This is a genomic window from Pseudarthrobacter sp. CC12 (assembly GCF_039907755.1).
GTDB lineage: Bacteria > Actinomycetota > Actinomycetes > Actinomycetales > Micrococcaceae > Arthrobacter > Arthrobacter niigatensis.
On the sequence record NZ_JARDJH010000020.1, the window covers coordinates 37,288 to 61,892 of the forward strand.

Sequence of the window (24,605 nt, forward strand, 5' to 3'; positions counted from 1 at the left end):
CCGCCCAACACCGTGGACTACTTGCCCAGGCCCGCCTTCCGAAGTGCCTCGGCCATGGCCGTGTTGGCAGGCTGGGGTTTGGGGCTTGACCGGACGCTCCCGCCGGACAGGCCTGCTCCCTGCTTGGCCGGCTGTTGGCGGTCCGGACGCCCGGCACGCTCGGGCGTGCGGCTCCCGGAATCGCGGCGACCGGAACCGGAATCGCGACGGCCTGAACCTGCGCCGCCGCTGGCGGGTTCGTCGTCGAGCCTCAACGTCAGCGAAATCCGCTTCCGCTCCGGATCCGCCTCCAGCACCTTCACCCGGACCACCTGGCCGGACTTCACCACCTCGCGCGGATCGGACACAAAGCGGTTGGACAGGGCGGATACGTGGACAAGGCCGTCCTGATGGACTCCAACGTCCACGAACGCCCCAAATGCAGCAACGTTGGTTACCGTTCCTTCGAGGATCATGCCCGGCACCAGGTCCGAGATCTTCTCAATGCCTTCCGAGAACGTGGCAGCGGCAAAGGCGGGCCGGGGGTCGCGCCCGGGTTTGTCCAGTTCTGCGAGGATGTCCTTGACGGTGGGGAGGCCGAACGTACCGTCAACGAACTTCTGCGGGTCCAGGGAGGAGGCCGGGGCGGAACCGGCTGCCACGAGGATCTTCCTCGCCACCGCATACGATTCGGGGTGCACACTCGATGCGTCCAGCGGCTCTGCTCCCCCGGTGATCCTCAGGAAGCCTGCGCACTGCTCGAAAGCCTTGGCGCCCAGCCGCGGCACTTTCTTGAGGTCGGTCCGCTTGTTGAAGGGTCCGTGTTCATTCCGGTAGGCCACGATGTTCTCACTGAGCAGGGGACCGACGCCGGCGACCCGGCTCAGCAGCGCCGGCGAGGCAGTGTTGACGTCGACACCCACGGCATTCACGCAGTCCTCCACCACGGCATCCAGGCTCCGGTCGAGCTTCGACGCTGTCACGTCGTGCTGATACTGGCCGACCCCGATGGACTTGGGATCGATCTTCACCAGTTCAGCGAGCGGATCCTGCAGCCGGCGGGCAATGGAAACTGCGCCACGCAGCGATACATCCATCCCGGGGAGCTCCGCCGCGGCGAGCGCCGAGGCGGAGTAGACCGATGCGCCGGCCTCGGACACCACAATTTTCTGGGGTTTCCGGTCCACCTCCGGAAGCAGCTTGATCAGTTCAGCAGCCAGTTTGTCCGTCTCCCGTGAGGCGGTCCCGTTGCCGATGGCCACGAGTTCGACGGCGTGCTGCCGCGCCAAACGCACCAAGGTGGCCAAAGCTTCGTCCCATTTCCGCGCCGGGGCATGCGGGTAGACCGTGTCAGTGGCAACCACTTTCCCGGTGCCGTCCACCACGGCGACCTTCACCCCGGTCCGAAGCCCTGGGTCAAGGCCCAGGGTGGCACGGTTGCCGGCTGGTGCGGCCAGCAGGACGTCCCGGAGGTTGGCGGCGAAGACCCGGACCGCTTCGTCCTCAGCTGCGGCGAACAACCTGGCGCGGAGGTCGGAGGTGAGGCGGGCCAGCACGCGTGAACGCCAGGCCACCTGGGCAGTCTGCATCAGCCATGCGTCGGCGGGGCGGCCCCGGTCGGCGACCCCGAGGAACCTGGCCACCGCAGACTCGTAACGGGCGCGGGCGGCAGTGAGGGCAGCGTCGTCCGAAGGGTCGGCTTCAGCGAGGTCCAGCTCAAGGACGCCGTCTTTCTCGCCGCGGAACAACGCAAGCACCCGGTGGGACGGCATCCGGTCCGGCGCCTGCGCGAACTCGAAGTAGTCCGCGAACTTCTGGCCTTCGGCTTCCTTGCCCTTCTTGACGCGGGAGACCATCCGGCCCTGGGTCCACATCCTGTCCCGCAGGTTGGCGGCGAGGTCAGGGTCCTGGGCCACGCGCTCCACCAGGATGGCGCGGGCACCCGCGAGCGCGGCGGCAGGATCACTGATGGCGTGCTCACTGTTGAGGTACTTCCCGGCCTCGTGTTCGGGGTCCAGGTCCGGCCGCTTCAACAGCGTGTCCGCGAGGGGCTCCAGGCCCCCCTCCCGGGCCATCTGGGCCTTGGTCCGGCGCTTGGACTTGAACGGCAGGTAGATGTCTTCGAGCCGCGACTTGGTGTCCGCGGCCAGGACCGCTTTCCGCAACTCCGGTGTCAACTGGCCCTGCGCTTCTATCGCGTCGAGGACTGCACGACGGCGGTCCGCCAGTTCGCGGAGGTAGCGAAGCCGTTCGTCGAGGTCGCGAAGCTGGGTATCGTCCAGCGTGCCGGTGGCTTCCTTGCGGTAGCGGGCGACGAAGGGAACCGTCGCCCCGCCGTCGAGCAATCCGACCGCAGCCTTGACCTGCCAGTCCTTGACCTCCAGCTCGGCAGCGATCTGGGCGAAGATCGCGTCCTCCTCCGATGCGCGGGAGGGGGCGGACGTGGTGGCGGGGGCAGGCAGTTGAGTCACCAGAACATCTTGCCTTACCGCGCTGCCGGGCTCCACCGGAATCCGTGCGGATAGGGGTTCGGCGGGGCAAGGGAGGTATTCCGCTGGGCCCGGCAAAGTGCTGTAGTGGACATGCCGTTACTGGTACCCATGCTCGAGGAAGAGGCCATCATGCGGGAATTGCTTGTGGTGTTTCAGGAGGGGTTCGACGAGGCCAACGTTACCGTGACCGTCAACGGCAAGGAGGTCCGCCGGGACTTGGGGATCTCGACCAATCCGCTGCTCGGGATCGCATCCGAGGTGTCCGTCGAGCTCCCGGCGAAGGGTGCACAGGTGGGGGTCGAAGTCACCAATCGGGGCCTGAAGGCCATCACCAAGGTCAGCGGGAAGCCGAAGAGCGTGCTGGTATCGATCGAGGATGGGCGCTTGCTGATGAAGGAAGGCACAGGCCGCGAGGCTGTCCTTTAGCCCGTTTTCCAAGCGGCGAAATTGGCTCTGGCAGGAGTCCATTCGTTGGAGTATCATCTGATCACCGCCGGCATCCGATGGAGTCCGGCGGGCCACATTATCCTTCTGCCGGAAAGTCGTCGGATGACCTTCCGGTACAGCTGCCCGGGACCAGCACCCCTGACAGCCCACGACGGCGGCACCCACGGTGGGTGCCGCCGTCGTTGTCTTGTCCGGGTTGGCCGGCGAGCCGCTTAGCCCTGGTACACCGGGTAGTCCGTGTACCCGGTGGCGCCGTCTGCGTAGAAGGTGGAGGCGTCAGGTTCGTTGAGCGGGAGGCTTTCCTTCCAGCGCCGGGCCAGGTCCGGGTTGGCGATTGCCGGGCGTCCCACTACGACGGCGTCTGCGTGGCCTTCGGCCACCAGGTTCACGGCTTCTTCCCGGGTGGTGATGACACCGAAGCCGGTGTTGACCAGGAAGGTGCCGCCGAAGCGTGCACGGAGGTCCTGGACCAGTTCGCCGGTGGGTTCGTGATGCAGGATGCTCAGGTAGGCCAGGTTGAGCGGTGCGATGCTGTCCACGAGGACCTCGTAGGTGGCGCGCACGTCGGCTGCGTCGGTTTCGGCGATGCCCTGCACGTTGTGCTCAGGGGAAATGCGCACGCCCACCCGGTTCGCGCCAACGGCTGCCACGACGGCGTTGATGGTTTCGATGACGAAACGGGCCCTGTTTTCCGGTGACCCGCCGTAGCTGTCCGTCCGGACGTTGGAGTTCGGCGCCAGGAACTCGTGCAAGAGATAACCGTTGGCGGCATGCAGTTCCACGCCGTCGAATCCTGCCTCAATCGCGTTCAGCGATGCGTTGACGAATTCCTGGATGACCATGGGGAGCTCGTCAGTGGTGAGGGCGTGCGGCACAGGATAGGGCTGCTTGCCTGCCGGTGTCCGGACCACGCCATCAATGGCTACTGCGCTGGGGGCGACGATGGGCAGGCCACCGGTGATATCAGAGTGGGAAACCCTGCCGCCGTGCATGATCTGGGCGAACATCCGGCCGCCTTCGGCGTGGACGGCGTTGGTAACCTTCTTCCACCCGGCAACCTGCTCCTCGGTGACGATACCGGGCTGGCCCGGGTAAGCCTGGCCGACCGGCGCGGGGTAGGTGCCCTCGCTGACGATCAGGCCCAAGGAGGCACGCTGGCGGTAGTGCTCGGCGAGGAGCGGGCCGGGGACGCCTTTCTCACCCGCGCGAAGGCGGGTCAGGGGCGCCATCACCAAACGGTTGGGAAGTTCCATTTCGCCGAGGGTGAGCGGGGAAAACAGCATGCGCAGTTCCTTTCGAAGGCTGAAGACGTACTGTCTTTGGCAACTGTGGGGCGCATGCAACTATTCCGTGCCAGTCGATGGTGGGACGGGGATCACAGGCCCACCTCGATGCCCGCGCTATCCGCCCACGCCCGGGCAGCCTTGGCCCTGCGGATTGGCGTTGCAGTCGTCGGCATAGTTGCGGGTGAGGGATCGCCATACGCTGATGGTTTGCGATGGGGCGTTGAACTGGCCTTGGCCCGGGATCGGCAGCGGCGGCCCGGAATTCACCGAGTAGGTGCCCTGGAACGAGGTGGTCAGGACCACCTGGAAGTCGCCTGTGGAGGCATACGCGTGGCTGGTCCGGGTCTTCTCGCCCCAACGGTCCTGCGGCAACGGGCCGCCCATGGAAGGTTGCGGGCCGAAGACTATGCCGTCTCCGTAGTTCCATGTGTACTGGACCGGCGTGGCGACCACGTGAACCTTCTGGCCGAACATGGTGATGTCGAACTGCTGTTCAGTGGCTTCTGCGTAGAAGTTCGTCTCGGCGCCGCGCAGCGTGTTGGGGCTGGGCTGGGCCACGACCGCACCGGCACTGACCGGGAGGTTCTGGAACTGCCGTTGGATGTCGGCAGCGATCCGGGGCAGGAGGTCCTCGGGTTTCGGATCGTAGAGGCAGGTGGGGCCGGAATGGTGCGCCCACACTGCTCCCGGTACACCACGCGGCCGCGACAGCCACATAACCGGAATACCCTTGGCGCCGTCCTCCCGGTCTTTGCAGTCGAGCTGGCGGGCGAGGCAGGGCGTATCGAAGTCGCCGCCGCCAAGGTGGCACTGGAGCTCGTATTTGTACTCGTTGGGGTCTGTACTCACCGTGCCGGCAGGTACCGATACTACTGATCCATTCGAGGGATCCGTCATTAGGTCGTCAGCACCCGCTTGGAGTCCGGTGTCCACGAAGCCTACGTCTACAGGAGGTTTGGGCCTAGGGCGGTCTTCGCCGAAAGCCGGGCTTCCAAGAAGAGGTAACAGAAACAGAAACACCAGCACGCAAAGTGCAACGATCCCCCTACGTTCCCAGCGCATGGCTAGCGAATCAGGCTCAACTTGGTAATGGTCCAGCCCGAACCATCAAATGTTGCGGTAGCCCGGCTCCCGGAGTTCGTGGCGGCCGTTGGTTCCTGATACGGGCTTCCATCCGCATCCCGAATTACCAGTTCCTTTTGGATCACCTGCAGCGTGACAAAGGTTGGTCCGCCAGCAGGCGCATCAGCCGTAACTGCCGGAGTCTCCATCTGGCCACCCGATATCCACTTTCCCTCGCTCCAAGCTGCTTCTATGTTCTCGACAAGCCCTTTACAGAATTGGCAGTCCGGTCCAGAAAGTGCTGACAGACGGTCAGTATCACCGGTTTCGTACCCATAGCTAAGGAGCTGGAACCAGTACCTAGCGAACGCCTCGAGCCCTTCTTTCGTCTCCGTCTTGGCCACTTCCGGAAGCACAGGAACCGGGACGTTCTGGGCTGGGCCGGTAGCGTCGGCGGGCTTGTAGACGGCACTCGGCGTTGAGGTGGGAGTGGCGGCGGCGGTGGCTGTCGGCGTCTCGTCGGTCACCTGGGACGACGTGCCGCCCGGTCCTGGCGACCCTCCGGAGTTGCAGCCGGACAAGGCGAGGGCCAAACCGACAACAAGGGCCGCGGCACCGGACCTGGAAACTCTGGAGTGGAAGGCCCCCGACGGGGCAACGCGTGACGCAAAGGAGTTCTGTGATGTCATGGGCCGCTAATCCCCCAGTAGTTTCAAGACGGCTTGTTCCGGACAGTGACTTAAGGGTAGCCCACGTCACAATTCGGCGGGATAGTTATCCACAGCCCTAGAGCCCAGGAATTGTCTACCAGCAGGAATCCGACAAACGAAGTCACAAAGGAAGCCGGCGCACCTAAGTGCACCGGCTTCCTGATAAACCGCCCTATTTTTGTTCGGGCAGCACCAGCTCCCCCGTCTTGTCCGTCGACAAGGCGAGCGATGAAACATACTGCGGGCCGCCGTCGGACGCGTCCTGGGCGGAACGCACCATGTCCGGCCGCTCAAACTCCAACCCCGTCACGTGGCACAGGAGCTTGGCGTCGCTGGGATTCCCGTCGGCGTCGAACATCGGCAGGTCGATCCCGTCGTCGAATCGCCGCAGGTAGAACTTGCCGCGGGTCAGAACGGCCAGTACCGGTGGCAGGACCAGCGCCAGTCCTACGGCGAAGATAGGCGAGTACGGCTGGATCGCGGCACCAAAGGCCCCGAAGAACACGGCAATCGAAACCCCTGCGGACACCAGCATGGACACGAAGCCAACAGGGTTCACGGCGTACAGCATGCCGCGGCGGAACTCAGGCACCTTGGGGGAAATCCTGAGGAGGTACTTGTTGATCGCAATATCGGACGCCACCGTGACAACCCAGGCCATGGCGCAGTTCGCGTAGAACCCGAGGATGGTGTTCAGGAAATCGAACATGTTCGCTTCCATCAGCACCAGCGCGATCAGCAGGTTGACCACCACGAACACCATCCGGCCTGGGTAGGTCTTGGTGATGCGCGTGAAGGAGTTGGTCCAGGCCAGCGAGCCGGAGTAGGCGTTGGTGACGTTGATCTTGATCTGCGAAATGACCACCAGAACCACGGCCAGGGTCATGGCCAGCCAGGCCGGCATCATCTCCTGGTACACGCCAAGGAACTGGTGCACGGGCTCATTGGCGGTGGCGGAGGCGGCAGGATCCAGCGTGGCGATCAGGTAGATGGCGATGAACAGACCCACGATCTGCTTGATGGCCCCGAAAATCACCCAGCCCGGCCCGGCCAGGATCACTGCCCGCCACCAGGCGGCCCGGTTGGCATCGGTGCGCGGCGGCATGAACCGGAGGTAGTCGATCTGCTCGGCAATCTGCGCCATCAAGGACAGGCACACGCCGGCGGCGAGCATCACGGACGCAAGGTTCGGACCGCCGTCGCCCGTTGCACCTGTGTAGGCGAAGAAGCTGTCGATGCTCTCCGGGTGCGAGACCAGAAGGTAACCCACAGGCACCACCATCAGGAGCAGCCACAGCGGAGTGGTCCATACTTGGAGCTTGGCCAGCGTGTTCATGCCGTAAATGACCAGCGGAATGATGAGCACAGTAGACGCGGCATACCCGAGCCACTGCGGAATGCCGAGTCCCAACTCCAGCCCCTGCGCCATGATGGAGCCCTCCAGCGCGAAGAAGATGAAGGTAAACGTGGCAAAGATGACGTTGGTGACCACTGAACCGTAGTAGCCAAAGCCCGAGCCGCGGGTGATCAGGTCCAGGTCGATGTTGTAGCGGGCCGCGTAGTAGGCCAAGGGAAAGCCGGTGGCGAAGATGACCACGGCTGCCACCAGGATTCCCAGGATCGCATTAACGGTCCCGTAGGAGATGCCGATGTTCGCCCCGATCGAGAAGTCCGCCAGGTAGGCGATACCGCCCAGCGCGCTGGTGGCCACCACTCCCGCGCTCCATTTGCGGTAGGACCGCGGCGCGAACCGCAGCGTATAGTCCTCCAGGCTTTCCTTGGTGGCGTTCAGTGCGGCGGTGTTGCCTGCCGTGGGGATCGCCGGGGAGCGTCCGACGACGGCGGCACCAGCAGGTGCCGCCGGTTCCAGCAGTTGGGTTGTGTCTGTGTCGTTGCCCATTGGGTGCGTCGCTTTCGTTTGCAGTCAGCCGTCATGGCCCTGCGTGCGACGCTATCCAGCCGGAAATACAACCCGGTCACAGCCCTGTTTCCGGACTGTTAAGCCTTGACGGTGTTGTCAAAACCACAGGGAAATGGGGGCACAAAGCCTCTGGCGCATTTCTACCTCACGTAGAAGAATGGCCGCATGATGTTTGAACACGCGGACGGCAATCCCGTCCTTGAACTCGATGATGAACAGTCGTGGCGGCTCCTGGCGGCAACGCAGCACGGCCGGCTGGTGGTCTCCGTTGCCGGGGAGCCGGATATCTTCCCGGTCAACTATGTAACCTCCAACCGGAAGCTTTACCTGCGCACGGCGCCCGGAAACAAACTGGCGCAACTGACCATCAACGCCAAGGTACTGTTCGAAACCGACGGCATCCTGTCCCAGGAGGCCTGGTCCGTTGTCCTGCGGGGGACGGCGCGGGTGCTCAGTAATTCCGACGAACTCGCCGCCATCGAGGAACTCGGCCTGAAAACCTGGGTCCCCACGCTCAAGGACTTCTACGTGGAGATCGACCCCAAGTCCGTCAGCGGCCGCCACTTCGTGTTCGGCGAACAGCCGGAACGGGAGATCTAGGCACTCCTAGACTGGGAAGATGCCGGACACTTCCAGCGCTGACAACGCCTCAGCTGACAAGCTCACGCCCGAGCAGCGCAGCTGGAACATGTCCCGGATCCGCGGAAAGAACACCAAGCCTGAGCTGGTGGTGCGCCGGTTGCTGCACGCCAGGGGCTATCGGTACCGGCTGCACGGCAGTTCCGGCGGCAACAGGCTGCCGGGGAATCCCGACCTCGTCTTCGCCGCCCGGCACAAGGTAATCTTCGTCAACGGCTGCTTCTGGCATTTCCACGACTGCCGGGTGGGCCTGCATGCCCCGAAGGCCAACGCCGAGTTCTGGGCTGCGAAACGTACCCGGACCCGTGAGCGTGACGCCGGCCAGCGCCGGCAGCTCGAAGACGCCGGCTGGGAAGTGCTGACGGTCTGGGAGTGCGAGCTGAAGGACCGCTCAGCCCTCGAGGACCAGTTGGTGCACTTCCTCGAAGCCGGCGCCTGAGCCAAGCAATCAAGGAAATCTTGAGGCAATCTTTAGCTGCTGCCGGCACTGTCCTTGATCCTGGCACGGCACGATGAACGGGTTGCCGGCGATCGGGCGCCGCCACTGACAGTTTCGGAGCAGCTATCCCCTATCCCCTAGCTTCTCCGTGCCGACAGGGCGGACTTGAACGCCGACGCCGACGAATCACTGCTGTTGATGCGCCAGTCTGTTTCCTTTTGCATGTGGAACCAGACGAAGCCCATGACGTCCGGCTGGGCGGCCAGGTAGGACACCAGGTCCGTGTTCCAGGCCGCCTTGGAACCGCCCAGTTCGCTGGACGCCGTTTCCGCTATCAGCACGGGTTTCCCGGGGGCCAGGGTGCGGAGCCGGGAGATGCCGGGGCCGAGGAGGTTCACCGGGGAAACCCAGCTGCTCCAGGTTTGCGAGGTGCCCCAGTTATAGCCGTCCAGGGCCACGATATCCGCGTAGCCCGGACCGGGATACAGGCCTGCCAGGTCGGTAGAGCCCCAGTAAGGCACATTCGGCGACCAGACCCACTGGACATTAGAGGCGCCCGTGGCGGCGACGACGTCGTGGACGTGCCGCCAGGCGGCTACGTAATCTCCGGCCTGGTTTCCGTTGACGCCCTCAGCCCAGGGATACCAGTTGCCGTTCATCTCGTGGGCGAATCGCAGCATGACCGGCTTGCCCCAGGCCGCGAGGGACTGGCCCCACTGGCTGATGTACCCGTCGAAGTCCCCGGCAGTAATCCGGGCCAGCGAATACGCGGGCTGGTTGACGCCGCCTCCCCATGCCCAGGGCTCCCAGGTGACCAGGGGCGTGGCTCCGCGGGAGCGGACAGCGTCCAGCTCAGTGATGGGCGGGGACTGCAGGAAATCCTTGTAACTCATCACGATGGAAGGGATCTCCCCGGACACTGTGGCCACCTCGTCCAGTTCACTGCCGGCCAGGGGTCCCCCCGGAGTGGCCGCTCCAAAACGCAAGGGGGCAGCACTGATTGTTGGAGCCGGCGCCGGGGCCGGAACGGGCGCCGCCTGCACCACGAAGGTTGCGGATGCCTTGATGGACGATGTCTTGGCGGTGATGGTGAGATTCCCGGTGGCCGCTGCCGGAATGGTGATGCCCGTGCTGAATGCCCCTTGCGAGGTGGTCTGGAACGCAAAGGTTGTGGAACCCACAATCACGGTCCCCGTGGTGGAGGCTTTGAACCCGGTTCCGGTGACTGTCACGGCGGCACCGGCCGGACCGGAAGTGGGATTGAGCGAAACTTGCGGTGACGTGGCTGCTGCGCTGGCCGGCTGGATGACGGATACCGCCAATCCAACCCCGATTATGAGCGCGACAAACAAGGACCTCAGTATTCGGAACACGGCAATCTATCCCCAGATTGAAATGCGGCCGTGGCCGCCGGTGGCGTCAGTGCAGAAAGCACTGGCCTTGATCCTAAGGGCAGAAATCCGCACTCCCATCAAGAAAACCACAATTCTTGCCGAGTCTTCTGCGAGGTCATGGGAACAGTCCTAACCTGAAAAAGAGCAAGCATTCCGGCCCCACCGCCCTGTTTCCCGAGTCAACAAAGCCAGCAGAAAGGAGTGTCATGAGCACATCAGATGATGCCCCCAGGCCGCTGGTAGACCAGTCCGTCCTGGACCGGCTGCGGGATGAACTCGAGGAGGAGGAGGGCTACAGCCGGGTCTTCGTGGGGAACTTCATCGACTTCCTGCCGCAACGGTTGGGGCGGTTGCGGCTGGCCCTGACCACCGGCGACCTGGAAGGCTCCATGGACGCGGTCCTGAGCCTGAAAACCTCAAGCCAGATGGTTGGCGCCGAACGCTTGGCCGGGCTGGCCCTGGAACTGGAGAACGAGATCCGGACCGAAGCCCGCCACGCGGACATGGCGGTGGCGCTGCCCCGGCTGGCCGCCACGTACTTACGGCCCATCACCCAGTGCAGCAGGCAGACCATGCACCGGCTGCAGGCTCAGTGCTGCCCCGGCGCCAAGCGGTAACCCACCCCGCGAACCGTCTGCAGCCACCGCGGCTGCTGCGGTGAGTCACCCAGCTTCTTGCGCAGGTTTCCCATGTGGACTTCCACAGAACGTTCGTCGGCCTCGCTGATGTAACTGCCGACGTCGTAATCCTCGTCCCGAAGCCGCCGCACCAGGTCGGATTTGGTCCTGACAGTGCGCCCGGCTTCCAGCAGGGCATACAGGAGTTCGAATTCCGTGCGGGTCAGGTTCATCTCCTTGCCGTCAACTGTGACGGTGCGGGAGGCGTAGCTGAGTTCCAGGCCGTTGTGGCTGAAGTTACCGCGCTCCGGATGGGCCGCGCTGTCCGCGCCGGCATCCACTGAAACTTCCTGCGGGTCAGGAGCAGTCCGCGGCCGGCGCATCATCGCCGCCACCCGGGCGCGCAGCTCGCGCGGGCGGAACGGCTTGGTGAGGTAGTCATCGGCCCCCGATTCAAGCCCGATCAGGGTGTCCAGTTCCTCGGTGCGCGCCGTCAGCATCACGATGTACGCATCCGAGAACTCGCGGATCTGCCGCGAAACCTCAAAGCCGTCGATGTCCGGCAACCCCAGGTCCAGGGTGATGACATCGGGATTGAGGCTCTTGGCCATCAGGACGCCCTCAGCGCCCCCGCTGGCGACGGTCACGTCAAATCCAGCCTGGCTCAGCACAGTGCGAACCAATTCCCGAATGTCGTGGTCATCCTCGATGACCAGACCCACACGTGCCTCACTCATAGAGCCCCCTCAGTGCCAACGTCTGAAGTATAGCTGGCTGCGGATATCCTGCTGGTATGGTCCCGCACACCCCCGCGTCCGCGTCCTCCGCCGCATGAGCAACCCCACCGCCTGGTCCTCGGGACGGCTGCGGTTCTTCAGGCGGCCGTTCCATGAGTACCGGCTGACGGACCGGGTGGCGCTAAGCCAGATGCCGTTGTTCATGACCACCATCCTGACGGCCTTGCTGATGTGGGCATTCTTCCCGGCCACGATGGACAACCCGCTGTTCGTCACGTTCCTCGTCTCCCAACTGGCCATCATGGCGCTCTGCTACATCATTCCTTGGGAGCGGCTGCCCTACACCAGTTTCCTGGCGATCCCGCTGCTCGACTTTGTCTCCATTGCCGCAGGCAGGGAAGGCGGCCAGGAAAGCCTGACGGGAATCAGCCTGCTGGCCGTGTTCCCCGTCATATGGCTTTGCGCATCGGGTTACTACCCGCGGGCTGCACTGTGGTTTTCCTTCCTCGGTCCGCTGGCCATCATCTGGGTGCCGCTGCTCCTGAAGGGCAACTACACGCCGCAGGACTTCGCCCGTTCACTGCTGTTGCCCGTCATGATGCTGGGCATCGGCGTGTCGGTGAGCGTCCTGACCTTGAGCATGATGCGCCAGCAGGCGCAGCTGGAAGAAAAGGACGAGCAGCTGCGTGCCAGCCTGCGGACCAGCAAGCGCCAGGAATCGCTGCTGAACACCGTGCTGGACACCGTCCACCTGGGGGTGCTGGCTGTCGATGCGGAGGGCCACGACATCCTGATGAACCGGAAGCAGCGCGCCAACCATGAACTGGCCCGGCCAAAGAACATTGCGGACCCCAACGAATCGCAGCTGCTGGTCTACGGCCCGGACCGGAAGACTCTGGTCCCCGTCCAGGAACGTCCGGTCCGGCGGGCCGTCCTGGGGGAAACCTTCACCGACTACCTGGTGTGGCTGGGCGACGGGAAGGACCAGCGGGCACTCGTGACCACCGCCCGTGCCATGAAGGACTCGGACGGCAACTTCACCGGCTCGGTGGTCGTCTTCAGCGACGTCACGGACCTGGTGAACGCACTCACCGCCAAGGACGACTTCGTATCCAGCGTCTCGCACGAATTCCGGACCCCGCTGACATCCATCCTGGGCTACGTCGAAATTCTGCTCGCCGAAGACCAGGACGATCCCCAGCGGGAAATGCTGGAGATCATCCGCCGCAATTCTGAGCGCCTCCTGACACTGGTGTCAGACCTGCTGGCCAGCCGGAACGGCCAGCTGATCGTCTCGCCGGACGCCGTGGATGTTGCCGAGCTGGTACGCAGCAGCGTGTCTTCGGCGTTGCCCCGCGCAGCAGCAGCCGGCGTGGATCTGCGGGCGGAGACCCCGGAACGGCTGGAGGCCCGCGTGGACAGCGCCAGGATCTCCCAGGTCCTGGACAACCTGGTGTCCAACGCCATCAAATACTCCCCCGACGGCGGCGAGGTGGTGGTGTCGCTGGCACGGGAAGACGGCCATTTGGCGTGCCGGGTCAGGGACACAGGGATGGGCATGAGCTCGGAGGACGCTTCCGAGGTGTTCGCCAAGTTCTTCCGGACCAGCAACGTCCGGCGGACCGCCATCCCGGGCGTGGGCCTGGGCCTGCCCATCAGCAAGGCGATCGTAGAGGCCCACGGCGGGACCATCGACGTCGAAAGCACGCTGGGCGAGGGGACAACGTTTACGTTCCGGGTTCCGGTGTAGCAGTCCTGAGCACCTCGCCCCAGGATTGGAAGGCAAGTTCCCGGATGGATGCCAGGATGGCCGACGGCGGCTGGCTGAGGTCCAGCGGGAACTCCACGATGTCGATGTCGGTGTTCAGGATGCGGCGGAGTTTCATCTCGCCTTTGCCCGCGTAGACCAGCCAGGCGGTGGGCACGGCCAGGGCGGTGCAGTGCGCCAGCATCTGGTAATGGTCGGCGGTCAGGGACGCACCGGCGTCCGACGCCGCCCGGTACTTGGCATTGTAGGCAACCACAGGGCGTCCGCCGAGCATGTGGACGGCATCCGGGCGCACGGACAGCCGGTCGGAGTCGCGCACCGCCTCGCTGAGGAGGGCGTTGTACCGCAGCCGCAGTTCCCCTGGATATGACGCCATGGCGCTGCGCAGCGCCGTTCCCACGAAGTCTTCGAAAACCTGGGCCATGTCCACCACGAACGACGCCGTCTGCTGCCTGCCCTCCCCCGCTTCCGCGGACGCGTTGCGCAGGACCAGCTCAGCCAGGCGCAGCACGGAGTGGTAGCGCAGGTTCATCCGGGTGGGGTTCCACGGCGGCACCGGGCTGCCGGCTGGAAGGCGGGTGACGGCGTCGAGCTTTCCCTTCAGCTGGCGCAGCCGGCCCAGTACCTCGGGCCGGACTCCGGGCACCTGGCCCATCCGCTCCAGCGCGGCGCGCAGGATCCGGTTCTCGGCGATGTCCTCGGTGAACTCGTCGTAGGAGACCTCCAGCGGAACCAGCATGCCGGGGCGGCGGGAGATCTGGTCCGAGATCCGGATCCGGCCCTTGACCGTGCGCAGGGATTCGTCCACGGTCAGGTAGCCCTGCAGGACCCCGCGGCCCAGGGCACGTTCGGCGAGCTGCGCCAGGGACTCGGCCAGGGCGCTCCACAGGTCCCGGTCTTCCTCAGCAGCCACCAGGTCCGGCCGGAAGCCCTGCTCCCCCGCATAACTGAGCAGGAAGAGGAGCCGGCTGAGGCCCAGACGGTCCTTGGGCCGGACGTCCAGCTGGAGCGTTGAGGTGCGCACCGAGCCTACCTTGCCCACCGGCTCGATCCGGTACAGCCCCATGCCCATGGGCGAGGCCTTGGCCAGGCCACTGGAGTTCAGGAAGGAAGCGCTGGGCGCATCCAGCCGCTCCACCAGCCCGCTGGACAGCTCGTCCAGGACCAGGTGACGCACGGACGCCCTGGGGTCAGCGCGCTGCAACGCGTCCCAGCAGCTGGTCCAGCCCGAACCGCTCCTCCAGCTGGGCCCGCGTCAGCTGGCCGTGATAGTGCTCCTCCAGCAGCGGCATGAGCTCGTACTTCCAGATCCGGCGCAGGCCGGCAGGGGTCTGGGCTGCCGGCTTCATGAAGTACGACGGGCCGATCATCAGGTCCCGGTCCCACTCGTCAATGGCCCCGTTGAGCGCGTCCAGCAGCAGCGCCGGGGTGGTATCGAGCTCCCTCGCCTCCAGGAACCGGAGCAGGGAGCCCTTGACCGGCTCCGTCTGGGGGTGGAGTTCGATGAAGGAGAAGCGCCGGCGGATAGCCGCGTCCATCATCGCGATGGAACGGTCGGCGGTGTTCATGGTGCCGATGATGTAGAGGTTGTCCGGCAGCGTGAACGGCTCGTTGGGGCTGTACTGCAGGTAGATCCGGTCATCGCGGTACTCCAGCAGGAAATACAGCTCGCCGAACACCTTGGCCAGGTTGGCGCGGTTCATCTCATCGATGATCAGGAAGTACGGCTTCTTCTCATTCCCTGGCTTGGCGGCTTCCTCCGCCAACCGGCGCAGCGGCCCGGCCACCAGTTTGAAGGACACCTGGCCTTCGTCCGTCTTATCCGGCCGATAGCCCTCGAAGAAGTCCTCGTAGGCGTAGGACGGGTGGAACTGGACCAGCTTGACGCGTTCGTCCGTGGTGTCATCCGCCAGTTCCGCGGCGAGGTGCTTGGCCAAGTACGTCTTGCCCGTGCCGGGAGGGCCGTAAAGCACCAGCTGGCGGTTTTCCTCCAGCAGGTCGGCGATCTCCTGGAGAGGCTCCAGCTCCATGTGCAGCGAGGCTGCGAATTCCTGCGTCAGCGGGCGGAAGCCCTCCTGGACAGGAGGGACGACGACGGCGCCGTCAGTGTCGCCGTCGGGCTCGGTTTCCGCTTCGGCCGGCAGCAGCGCCTGCAGCGCCTGGACCACGCGGGTTACGTCCACCACAATGCCCGGGGTGGCGAGCTGCCGCTGCACGTGGCGGGGAAGGCTGGTGGTGGTGTGGCCGTCGTCGAACCAGCGCACCTTGCGGCGCAGGCGCCGGTTGTCGTCGTTGTACTCGGGCTCCCCCAGCACGCCGCCAAGCCGTACGGTTCCGGCGTGCTGGTACAGCACCAGGTCACCGGGCTTCATGACGGTCAGGAAGGCAAAGACCGCGGTTTTGGTGTCCTCGCGTTCCACGTAGCCAAGGTGCTTGTAGTCCTCGTCCACGGCATTCTGCACCAGGCCGGCGGTCACGCCGGGGTCCAGTGTGCGGAGATGCTCGACGTCGAGGGTCACCTTCTCCTCTCCGTGCCAGGCAGTGAGCAGGTCGGCGTGATCGCTGTGCGTCCGGAGCAGCCAGGCGCGCCGGCCGGGGTCGCCCACCTTGCGCCACTGGCTGACCAGCTGGCGGGAGTACCAGTCGATCCGCTGGCCCGCCTGCTCGTCCAGGTGCAGCCGGATGCGGTGGATGTCAGCGGTGATGTCCTCTTCCCCGTCACCTTTCGCCCCGCCCACCAGGGAGGCGAACGCGTCACGGATTTCCTGGCGTTCCACGTCCGCCACCACGGGCTCGAAGTAGCTGGGCCAGGCCAGGAATTCGATGCTGCGGCGAATGGCGGGCTGGTCATCCGGGGTGGAGGCCGCGAGGCGGTGGAACTGCAGCGGATCCTTGATGGCGGCCTGCACCACGGCGGCCGGCCGCTGTGCGACGTTCCGGACGAACCGGCACAGCCACTTCAGGTGGTCCCAGATGGTCCAGTTGAATTCAGCCGTCCGGTCACGGATCACGCCGTGGTCCGTCATGCCCGCGTAAAGCTCTTCGGGAAGCTCCAGCGGCGGCTCCAGCCAGCCGGCGGCCTCGGCGACGCGGGCGCGCTTGACCTTGAGGGATTTCACTTCGTGGGCCAGCGGAAGGGACTGCAGGAAGAGCAGCTCCACCGCCAGTTGCTTGGCTCCACGGGTGGCGCCGTCCAGGTTCTCGCGGAGGTTGGTCATCATCGGGGCCTTGGCGTCCGGGATGCCCCGTTCCAGGCGGTCCAGCAGCTCCGAGGCCGCCGCGACCGACCACGTCCGGGTCCGCCCGTCCAGCGGCGACGCCTTCCCCTGCAGACCCGGGCCAAGGACGAACCACGCTGCGTCTTCGATCTCCCTGGAGATGCCGAGGGCGCGGGTCATGGCAACAGTGGCAGTGGGGGTCATACCCTCAAATTTACAGGGTCAAGCTGGGCGGCCGCTCCACGGGCGCCCGGCCGCCCTTCCGCCGGACTGGGCTACTTGGCGGCGGCGGAGTGCTTCCGGCCGAAGATGAAGTAGCCCATGGGGCCGATGAAATTGACGAAGGACGCCGCCCGCCACGCGGCTTTGGGACCGTTGATGAGTTCTGCCGGCCGCCGGGAGATGTCGCGCTGGGCGGCAACCAGCAGGGAGACCTGCACCAGGCCCGTCACAATGGTGCCTATCTTGGCACCCGGTGACATCTCCTTCCAGGTCTTCTTCTTCCGGGCGGCGCGGTTCTTGTTGCTGGCCATGGCGGCTTCCTTTCGCTGTACAACGTGTTGCAGGTCTGGGTGATGCTGGGGACCTGGTTCCAGTCCACGGGTCCGGGGCAGCCCCGTCCAGAGTCTTAGTGCCTGTATGGAGCCATCCGGTCTTTCTGCTCCTGGCTGAGCCTCTGCACCCGGCCCGTCGCTTCATCCACGAACGCCAGATGGCTGCTGGCCTTCACGCAGTCCTCCCGCGTGACGGGGTCCTGGAGCAGGTAGTGGATGTCGAAGCTGGCGCCCTTGACGGCACCGATCCATACCTGGACCACCGCCGGAACGTTGCGGTACTCCAGGGTCCGGACATAGCGGATCTTGTGGTCCACCACCAGGGCGAGGGTGCCCTCGGGGACGTCGTTAAACAGGGACACCGGTGGTTCAATGCCGGGAAGGCCCGCGCCCCGCGGCGGTCCGAAAGCCGCGATCCTGGCTTCCTCCAGCATCCGCACGATCTGGACGTTGTTGATGTGGCCATAGGCGTCCATGTCGCCCCAGCGCATTGGCACCAGCACCTCGATCCGCTGGCCGCCATGCGCGCTCAGCTGTGCACCGCCGTCGAATCATCCACCGGTACGTCCCCGGCGTCGGTCCCGGCAAACTGCGACATGTAGAGGCGGTGGTATGCCCCGCCGGCGGCGAGCAGCATGTGGTGGTTGCCCTGTTCCACGATTCGTCCGTTCTCCATAACCAGGATGGTATCGGCATCCCGGATGGTGGAGAGCCGGTGCGCGATGACGAAGCTGGTGCGGTCCGATCGCAGCGCAGCCATGGCTTTCTGCACCAGGAGCTCGGTGCGGGTATCCACGGAACTGGTGGCCTCATCCAGGATCAGCAGTGACGGGTTGGCCACGAATGCGCGGGCTATGGTGATCAGCTGCTTCTCGCCGGCGCTGACGTTGTTGCCTTCTTCGTCGATCACGGTCTGGTAGCCCTCGGGGAGCGCCCGGACAAATCGGTCCACGAACGTGGCCTTCGCTGCCGCCATGACCTGCTCTTCGGTGGCCTCGAGGTTGCCGTACCGGATGTTGTCGTAGATGGACCCGCCGAACAGCCATGCATCCTGCAGCACCATGCCCACCTTGGAACGCAGTTCGGAGCGGCTCAGGTGGGTGATGTCCACACCGTCCAGCATGATGGAGCCCGCATTGAGCTCGTAGAAACGCATTACCAGGTTCACCAGGGTGGTCTTGCCGGCTCCCGTGGGCCCGACGATGGCAACCGTGTTCCCGGGCTCCGCGGTGAAGGACAGATTCTCGATGAGCGGCTTGTCCGGGCTGTAGCTGAAGGTCACGTTCCTGAAGTCCACGTGCCCGTCGGTCTTGGCGGGCAGGTGTTCGGTGGCCGTTTCAACGTCCTGTTCGTCGGCGTCCAGGAATTCGAAAACGCGCTCCGAGGATGCCACGCCGGACTGGAGCATATTGGCCATGCCGGCCATTTGGCCCAGAGGCTGCGTGAACTCCCGGGAGTACTGGATGAAAGCGGTCGCATCGCCCAAAGACATGGCGCCGGAGGCCACCCTGAGGCCGCCCACCACGGCGATGCCAACATAGCTGAGGTAGGACACGAACTGCATCACGGGGAAGATGATTCCAGAGACGAACTGCGCTCCGAAGCTTGCCTTGTACAGTGCCTCGTTGCGTTCCTCGAACCGGGCCAGCATGTCCGCGTCCCGGCCGAAGACGCGGACCAGGTCGTGGCCGGAGAAGGATTCCTCGATCTGGCCGTTCAGCGACCCGGTGTTCTTCCACTGGGCAGCGAAGAGCTTCTGGCTCCGGGCACCGATCAGCCCGGCCGCCACTCCGGACAGCGGCAGCGCAACGAGCGCGATCAAGGCCAGCTGCCAGGAGACGATGAACATCATGACCACGATGCCCACCACGGTCAGCACAGAGTTCACCAGCTGGGCGAACGCCTGCTGAAGCGCCTGCTGGATATTGTCGACGTCGTTGGTCACGCGTGACAGCACATCGCCGCGCTGCCGCGTATCGAAGTAGTTCAGCGGCAGGCGGTTCAGCTTGCTTTCGGTGTCATCGCGCAGCCGCCGGATCACCTTCATGACAATGCGGTTCAGCACGTACCCCTGGAGCCACATGAAGATGTTGGCCACGAAGTACATCAGCAGGACGATGGCAATGAGCATACTGAGCTTGCCGAAGTTGATCCCGGTGCCGGGCACCAGCTCCATCCGGGAGACCATGTCCGCAAAGTTGTCCTGGCCCTGCTGGCGCAGGCCTGCCACAAACTGTTCCTTGCTGACACCGGACGGCAACTGCTTGCCCACCACTCCGGCGAAAATGACGTCCATGGCCTGGCCCAGGATCTTGGGGGCGATCACGTTCAGGACCACCGAGACCACCACCAGGCCCACCACCGCGTAGATGCCCAGGGCTTCGGGCTTCAGCAGGCCCATGAGTCGTTTGGCGGAAGGCCAGAAGTGCTGGGCCTTCTTTGCAGGCATCCCACCGAACATGTCCCCATCGGCTTCGGAAGGGGTGAATTCCTCCTCGAAGTAGTCGTCGTCCTCCGGCAGGCCGGCGCCTGCTTCCGCTTCGCCGTCGACCGGCTGGAGGGACTGGGTGGATTCTTCCACGGAGGCGTGGTCCTTCTTGCGGGGGCTCATGCCACTTCCTCCACGCTCAGTTGGGATTCGACAATTTCCTGGTAGGTCGGTGAGGTTTCCAGGAGTTCTTCGTGCGTGCCGCGGTCAACGATGCGTCCGTTGTCCAGCACCAGGATCTGGTCGGCCTCGGTGATGGTGGAAATCCGCTGGGCCACGATGATCACGGTGGCGTCCGAGGTGGTGCGCTTGAGGGCGGCGCGGAGCCGGGCGTCAGTAGCGACGTCAAGGGCGGAGAAGGAGTCGTCGAACAGGTATACCCGCGGCTTGGTCACCAAGGCACGGGCAATGCACAGGCGCTGGCGCTGGCCGCCGGAGACATTGGTGCCGCCCTGGGAGATCCGGGAGTCCAGTCCGTTCTTCTTTTCGCGGACAAAAGACTCTCCCTGCGCCACCCGGAGGGCGTCCCACAGTTCCTGGTCCGTGGCCTCGGTCTTGCCGAAGCGGAGGTTGTGCCCGATGCTGCCGGAGAACAGGTAGGGACGCTGCGGCACCAGGGCCACGCGTTTGGTGATCTCCGCGCGGTCGAGTCTGTCGACGGGGACACCGTCAAGCAGCACCTGGCCTTCGGCGGGGTCGTACAGCCGTGGCAGCAGGGACAGGAGGGAGGTCTTTCCGGCGCCGGTGGAGCCGATGATGGCGATGGTCTGGCCCGGCCGGGCGGTGAAGCTGATGTTGCTGAGCACCGGGGACTCGGCGCCGGGGTACGCGAACGTCACGTTGCGGTATTCCACCACGCCGGCCAGGGCGGCCGGGGCTTCGGGGCGTTCGGGGTCGTGGATGGAGGGCTCGACGTCGAGTACCTCGCCGATGCGGTCGGCGCAGACGGAGGCGCGCGGGATCATCATGGCCATGAAGGTGCCCATCATGACGGCCATCAGGATCTGCAGCAGGTACTGCAGGAACGCGGTGAGCGAACCCACCTGCATGGCGCCGGTGTCCACCCGCTGCCCGCCAAACCAGAGCACGGCTGCGGTGGACAGGTGCAGGATCATGCTGATGGCGGGGAACATGAGGACGAACAGGGCACCGATGCGGAGCGAGACGTCCGTAAGTTCCTTGTTGGCCGCACCAAACCGGTCCGTTTCATACGGTTCCCGCACGAAGGCGCGGACCACGCGGATCCCGATGATCTGTTCCCGCAGCACGGCGTTGATGCGGTCGATCTTCCGCTGCATGGAGCGGAAGAGTGGCATCAGCCGGACCACCAGGTAGCCCACCACCACAGCCAGGAGCGGGACGGACACCCACACCAGCCAGGACAGGTTGATGTCCTCGCGCAGGGCCATGATGATGCCGCCGATGCACATGATGGGGGTGGCCACCATGAAGTTCAGCCCCATCAGGAGGAGCATCTGCACCTGCTGGACATCGTTGGTGCCGCGCGTGATCAGCGTGGGCGCACCAAAGGCGTTGACGTCCTTGGCGGAGAAACTGGTGACCTTGCGGAACACGGCACGGCGCAGGTCCCGGCCCACTGCCATGGCCGTCCTCGAGCCGAAGTAGACGCCGGCGATTGCCGCGGCTACCTGCGCGAAGGCCACCAGGAGCATCAGGGCACCGGTGCGCCAGATGAAATCCGTGTCGCCCCGCGCCACGCCCTGGTCGATGATTTGGGCGTTCAGGCTTGGCAGGTACAGGGCTGCAATGGTGGAGGCGAGCTGGAAAACAACCACGGCGGCGATAAAGGGGAAATACGGTTTGGAATAGCGCCGTATGAGGGTGAGGAGCATGCACTCAACTCTAGTAATGCCCACCGACATTTGGTTCCATACGGGAGCATAATTCCCCGCTGGATTGACTCAAGAAAACGTCGTCTCCACCGGGGCCGCCATCCCCACCCATGCAGGAACGCCGCAGCCCACATCCGGAAGGTCCTCCGGCTGCGGGCTGCGGTGTTGATGGGTGCCGTCCAAGGCGGGCAGCCCCGGACGGAATGGCTTACTGTCCCGTTACCGGGGCAGAACCTTCCCCGCCGGACGGGGAGGGTGCGGCGGCGCTGTGCTTGCCGTGCCCGGCCAGGTACAGGGCGGCTGCTGCCTGGATCTTGCGTTCCTTCAGGAGCTTGCGCTGCAGCCGGGTAAGCTCTGCGGCCGTGGCTGCCTGCCCGGCCGCCACCTCCTGCTGGGACCGCAGTTGCTGCTGGATGTCCAGCACCAGTGTGCCGAGCTCGGCCTGCTGCCGCGCCAGCAGGTCCTGGGTGTCCTGCAGCTTCTGCAAGGTGGCCGCGGCACTGGCGATCGCATCGGCAGCCCTGTCCACGCTGTCGGCGGACCTGAGGTCCAGCTCCTCGGAGCGGAAGCTCCGTGCAAAGACTTCCTCGAAGTCCTCCGTGGCAACCCTGCCGGACGCTGCCGCGGCTGCGGCAGCACCGCCGTCGTACACCTTGGCAGGTGCCGCGGCCGGACGCAGGGCACTCCGGGCACCCGTCGACTCAGCGGCCGTCCCGTCCGGCACGTCGCTGGAAACCATGGGCAGTTGACCGGTCATGGTGGCGGTCATGCCGGCCTCACCGGCGGCGTTGGCCTCAAGCGCCTTTTCCGGCGTGATGTCAACGGTCTTGCGCAACGGTACTTCCTTGATGAAGATGACGGCGATGAGGGCCACGGCTGCAACGATGGCGGAGATCATGAAGATCCCGGCCGTGGCATCGCCGTAGGCGGCACGCATGACCTCGGCGATCGGCGCCGGCAGGTCCTTCAGGTCCAGCGTGGCGCCGCTGTTGCCGCCGGCCGGGATGCCCAGCCTGGCCAGTCCGTCGGTGGCCAGGTCCTTGACATGGTTGGCCATGACGGCGCCCAGGACGGAAACGCCGATGGCGCCACCCACGGAGCGGAAGAATGCAACGGAAGCGCTTGCGGAACCGATGTCGGAGGCGCGGACCGTGTTCTGGACGGCCAGGACGAGGTTCTGCATGAGCATGCCCAAACCGATACCGAAGATGCCCGTGTACAGGCCCGTCAGCCACAGTTCGGTGGTGTGGTCCATGGTTCCGGCGAGCGCCAGGCCGCCGATCAGCAGGACGGTGCCGCCGATCAGGAAGCGCTTCCATTTACCGTAGCGGCTGATCAGCTGGCCGGAAACGACCGAACCGATCAGGTTGCCGGCGATCATGGGCAAGGTCAACAGGCCGGCCTCGGTGGGCGTGGCACCGCGGGCCACCTGGTAGTACTGGCCCAGGAAGGTGGAGGAACCGAACATGGCAACACCCACGGCGACGGACGCCACGATGGCCAGCGCGGTGGTGCGCTCCGAGATGATCTTCAGCGGGATGATCGGCTGCGGCACCTTGGACTCCACCAGCACCAGCAGCGCGAGCAGCAGGACGCCGCCGCCTACCATGACGGCTGACTGCCATGACCACCAGTCGTAGTAGTCGGCCTTGCCGGCGAAGGAAACCCAGATCAGGAGCAGGCTGACGCCGGAGGTCAGCAGGATCGAACCGACCCAGTCGATCTTGGCGGGGCGCTTGACGTGCGGAATCTTCAACGTGACCTGGAGCAGGATCAGGGCGACGACGGCCAGGGGCACGCAGACAAAGAAGGTCCAGCGCCAGCCCAGCGAGCTGTCCACGATGAAGCCGCCCAGCAGAGGACCACCGGCGGTGCCCACGGCCATGACGGCACCCATGTAGCCGGAGTACTTTCCGCGTTCGCGCGGCGGGATGATGGAGCCGATGATCGCCTGCGCCAGGGCGGTCAGGCCACCCATGGCGATGCCCTGGATCACGCGGGCGGTGAGCAGGAACGGGATGTTCTCGGAGAAACCTGCCATGACCGAGCCGGCAACGAAGATCACGATACTGAGCTGGACCAGGACTTTCTTGTCGAAGAGGTCCGCGAGCTTGCCCCAGATGGGGGTGGTGGCCGCGTTGGCCAGCAGTGCTGCCGTGATGACCCAGGCAAAGTCCGTCTGGGTGCCCTTGAGCTCGGACATGATCGTGGGCAGCGCGTTGGCAACGATGGTGCTGCTGAGGATGGCGGTAAAGAAGGCAGCGAGAAGGCCGGTCAGGGCTTCCATGATCTGCCGGTGGTTCATGGGCGCGCCGGGCTCGTGGCGCTTGGATTGCCGCGATTCCTGTCTGGCGGTGCGTTCGCGCTGGCGCTCCTGCTCCTGGTCCGCGGCGGCGGTGACGTTAGCCATTGATGGACTCCTGCGTTTTCTGTTCAGTGGTGGTTCCGGCCGCCCTTGCCCGGATGGAATTCTTCAGGGATGCCGTGAGCTTGTTCAGCATCGCGGCTGTTGCAACGGCGTCGTCCTCGTTCCAGTCGGAGAGGTACGCCTGCAGCGTCTCCGCCCGGTGCCGCACCAGCTCCGCCAGCTTCTCCTTGCCCCGCGGGGAAAGTGCCAGCAGCTGGGCCCGGCCATCGTCCGGGTCCGGGGTGCGGAGCACCAGCCCCGCGTCGGCCAGTTCGGCCACGTGCCGGCTTAGCACCGGCGGGCTGACCCCCAATCGCTCGGCCAGGTGCGCTGCGCGGGTCTCCCCTTCGCCGATGAACTTGAGCACGCCCTGGAGGGCGATGCCAGTGTCCTGGCCCTTGATGTTGATCATGGTGACGCAGCGCAGCGCGCGCTGGAGGTCATAGATATTGCTGACGAGGTCGGCTGCAGTGGCCGGTGCGACAGACATGATCCTCCCTAAAGAATTAGTTGCTGCAAGCAACTGTATCAGGAAAAGGTTGCTTAGGGAAACGAAGTTGTTCCAGCAGGCAGCTTAAATGCCAAGCTCCCCCA

At 65.0% G+C, this 24,605-nt stretch carries 21 protein-coding genes; 6 read left to right on the forward strand and 15 right to left on the reverse strand.

Annotated elements, in window-relative coordinates:
* Positions 1–17: 17 nt before the first annotated feature.
* Positions 18–2,450, reverse strand: coding sequence for a Tex family protein (locus PV772_RS14295; RefSeq protein ID WP_347886581.1), 2,433 nt, complete (start codon positions 2,448–2,450; stop codon positions 18–20).
* Positions 2,451–2,579: 129 nt separating this feature from the next.
* Between PV772_RS14295 and PV772_RS14300 the strand changes: the two genes are divergently transcribed.
* Complete coding sequence (locus PV772_RS14300; RefSeq protein ID WP_141157959.1) at positions 2,580–2,897, forward strand: hypothetical protein; 318 nt, start codon at positions 2,580–2,582, stop codon at positions 2,895–2,897.
* A 233-nt stretch (positions 2,898–3,130) separates the two neighbouring features.
* Here the strand turns inward: PV772_RS14300 and PV772_RS14305 are convergent, their stop codons facing one another.
* From PV772_RS14305 to PV772_RS14320, 4 genes are all read right to left on the reverse strand, one after another.
* Positions 3,131–4,201 (reverse strand): alkene reductase, encoded by a 1,071-nt coding sequence (locus PV772_RS14305; protein WP_347886582.1) that lies wholly within the window; start codon positions 4,199–4,201, stop codon positions 3,131–3,133.
* A 117-nt stretch (positions 4,202–4,318) separates the two neighbouring features.
* Positions 4,319–5,053 carry a hypothetical protein gene (locus tag PV772_RS14310; RefSeq protein WP_347886583.1) on the reverse strand — a complete coding sequence of 245 codons (735 nt, stop codon included), beginning with the start codon at positions 5,051–5,053 and terminating at the stop codon, positions 4,319–4,321.
* Positions 5,054–5,268: 215 nt separating this feature from the next.
* Positions 5,269–5,793 (reverse strand): DUF6318 family protein, encoded by a 525-nt coding sequence (locus PV772_RS14315; protein WP_347886584.1) that lies wholly within the window; start codon positions 5,791–5,793, stop codon positions 5,269–5,271.
* Positions 5,794–6,148: 355 nt separating this feature from the next.
* A complete protein-coding gene (locus tag PV772_RS14320; protein WP_347886585.1) occupies positions 6,149–7,876 on the reverse strand; it encodes a hypothetical protein in 1,728 nt (575 codons plus the stop codon).
* A 186-nt stretch (positions 7,877–8,062) separates the two neighbouring features.
* Between PV772_RS14320 and PV772_RS14325 the strand changes: the two genes are divergently transcribed.
* Both PV772_RS14325 and PV772_RS14330 read left to right on the forward strand, forming a co-directional pair.
* Entirely contained in the window at positions 8,063–8,497 is a 435-nt protein-coding gene (locus PV772_RS14325; RefSeq protein ID WP_141157963.1) for a pyridoxamine 5'-phosphate oxidase family protein, read from the forward strand.
* Between the two features lie 19 nt (positions 8,498–8,516).
* The gene (locus PV772_RS14330) at positions 8,517–8,975 is read left to right on the forward strand and encodes a very short patch repair endonuclease (protein WP_141180860.1); all 459 of its coding nucleotides are present in this window, start codon (positions 8,517–8,519) and stop codon (positions 8,973–8,975) included.
* A gap of 137 nt (positions 8,976–9,112) precedes the next feature.
* Here PV772_RS14330 and PV772_RS14335 read toward each other — a convergent pair whose 3' ends face one another.
* A complete protein-coding gene (locus PV772_RS14335) occupies positions 9,113–10,348 on the reverse strand; it encodes a glycosyl hydrolase (RefSeq protein ID WP_347886586.1) in 1,236 nt (411 codons plus the stop codon).
* Between PV772_RS14335 and PV772_RS14340 the strand changes: the two genes are divergently transcribed.
* Positions 10,257–10,502: a hypothetical protein gene (locus tag PV772_RS14340; RefSeq protein WP_347886605.1), complete on the forward strand. Its 246-nt coding sequence runs from the start codon at positions 10,257–10,259 to the stop codon at positions 10,500–10,502. The genes PV772_RS14335 and PV772_RS14340 overlap by 92 nt on opposite strands.
* Before the next feature lie 73 nt (positions 10,503–10,575).
* Positions 10,576–10,986 (forward strand): Hpt domain-containing protein, encoded by a 411-nt coding sequence (locus PV772_RS14345; RefSeq protein WP_141157966.1) that lies wholly within the window; start codon positions 10,576–10,578, stop codon positions 10,984–10,986.
* Here PV772_RS14345 and PV772_RS14350 read toward each other — a convergent pair.
* On the reverse strand, positions 10,959–11,723 hold the full coding sequence (locus PV772_RS14350) for a response regulator transcription factor (protein ID WP_210411285.1): 765 nt from the start codon (positions 11,721–11,723) through the stop codon (positions 10,959–10,961). The two genes, PV772_RS14345 and PV772_RS14350, sit on opposite strands and share 28 nt — an antisense overlap.
* Before the next feature lie 94 nt (positions 11,724–11,817).
* Here PV772_RS14350 and PV772_RS14355 point away from each other — a divergent pair, with 94 nt between their 5' ends.
* Positions 11,818–13,473: a HAMP domain-containing sensor histidine kinase gene (locus PV772_RS14355; protein WP_347886587.1), complete on the forward strand. Its 1,656-nt coding sequence runs from the start codon at positions 11,818–11,820 to the stop codon at positions 13,471–13,473.
* On the opposite strand, the gene PV772_RS14360 is transcribed toward PV772_RS14355, so the two are convergent.
* From PV772_RS14360 to PV772_RS14395, 8 genes are all read right to left on the reverse strand, one after another.
* A complete protein-coding gene (locus PV772_RS14360) occupies positions 13,451–14,695 on the reverse strand; it encodes a restriction endonuclease (protein WP_210411287.1) in 1,245 nt (414 codons plus the stop codon). The two genes, PV772_RS14355 and PV772_RS14360, sit on opposite strands and share 23 nt — an antisense overlap.
* Entirely contained in the window at positions 14,682–16,913 is a 2,232-nt protein-coding gene (locus PV772_RS14365; protein ID WP_347886588.1) for an AAA family ATPase, read from the reverse strand. The genes PV772_RS14360 and PV772_RS14365 overlap by 14 nt, the downstream gene beginning before the upstream one ends.
* A 71-nt stretch (positions 16,914–16,984) precedes the next feature.
* Complete coding sequence (locus PV772_RS14370; protein ID WP_141180857.1) at positions 16,985–17,242, reverse strand: PLD nuclease N-terminal domain-containing protein; 258 nt, start codon at positions 17,240–17,242, stop codon at positions 16,985–16,987.
* 95 nt (positions 17,243–17,337) lie between these two features.
* Positions 17,338–17,754 carry a thioesterase family protein gene (locus tag PV772_RS14375; RefSeq protein ID WP_141157970.1) on the reverse strand — a complete coding sequence of 139 codons (417 nt, stop codon included), beginning with the start codon at positions 17,752–17,754 and terminating at the stop codon, positions 17,338–17,340.
* A gap of 38 nt (positions 17,755–17,792) precedes the next feature.
* A complete protein-coding gene (locus PV772_RS14380) occupies positions 17,793–19,724 on the reverse strand; it encodes an ABC transporter ATP-binding protein (RefSeq protein WP_307360968.1) in 1,932 nt (643 codons plus the stop codon).
* Positions 19,725–19,870: 146 nt separating this feature from the next.
* Positions 19,871–21,604 carry an ABC transporter ATP-binding protein gene (locus PV772_RS14385; RefSeq protein WP_141180855.1) on the reverse strand — a complete coding sequence of 578 codons (1,734 nt, stop codon included), beginning with the start codon at positions 21,602–21,604 and terminating at the stop codon, positions 19,871–19,873.
* Between the two features lie 208 nt (positions 21,605–21,812).
* The gene (locus tag PV772_RS14390) at positions 21,813–24,014 is read right to left on the reverse strand and encodes an MDR family MFS transporter (protein WP_347886589.1); all 2,202 of its coding nucleotides are present in this window, start codon (positions 24,012–24,014) and stop codon (positions 21,813–21,815) included.
* A complete protein-coding gene (locus PV772_RS14395) occupies positions 24,007–24,501 on the reverse strand; it encodes a MarR family transcriptional regulator (protein WP_141157973.1) in 495 nt (164 codons plus the stop codon). The genes PV772_RS14390 and PV772_RS14395 overlap by 8 nt, the downstream gene beginning before the upstream one ends.
* Between the last annotated feature and the right edge of the window lie 104 nt (positions 24,502–24,605).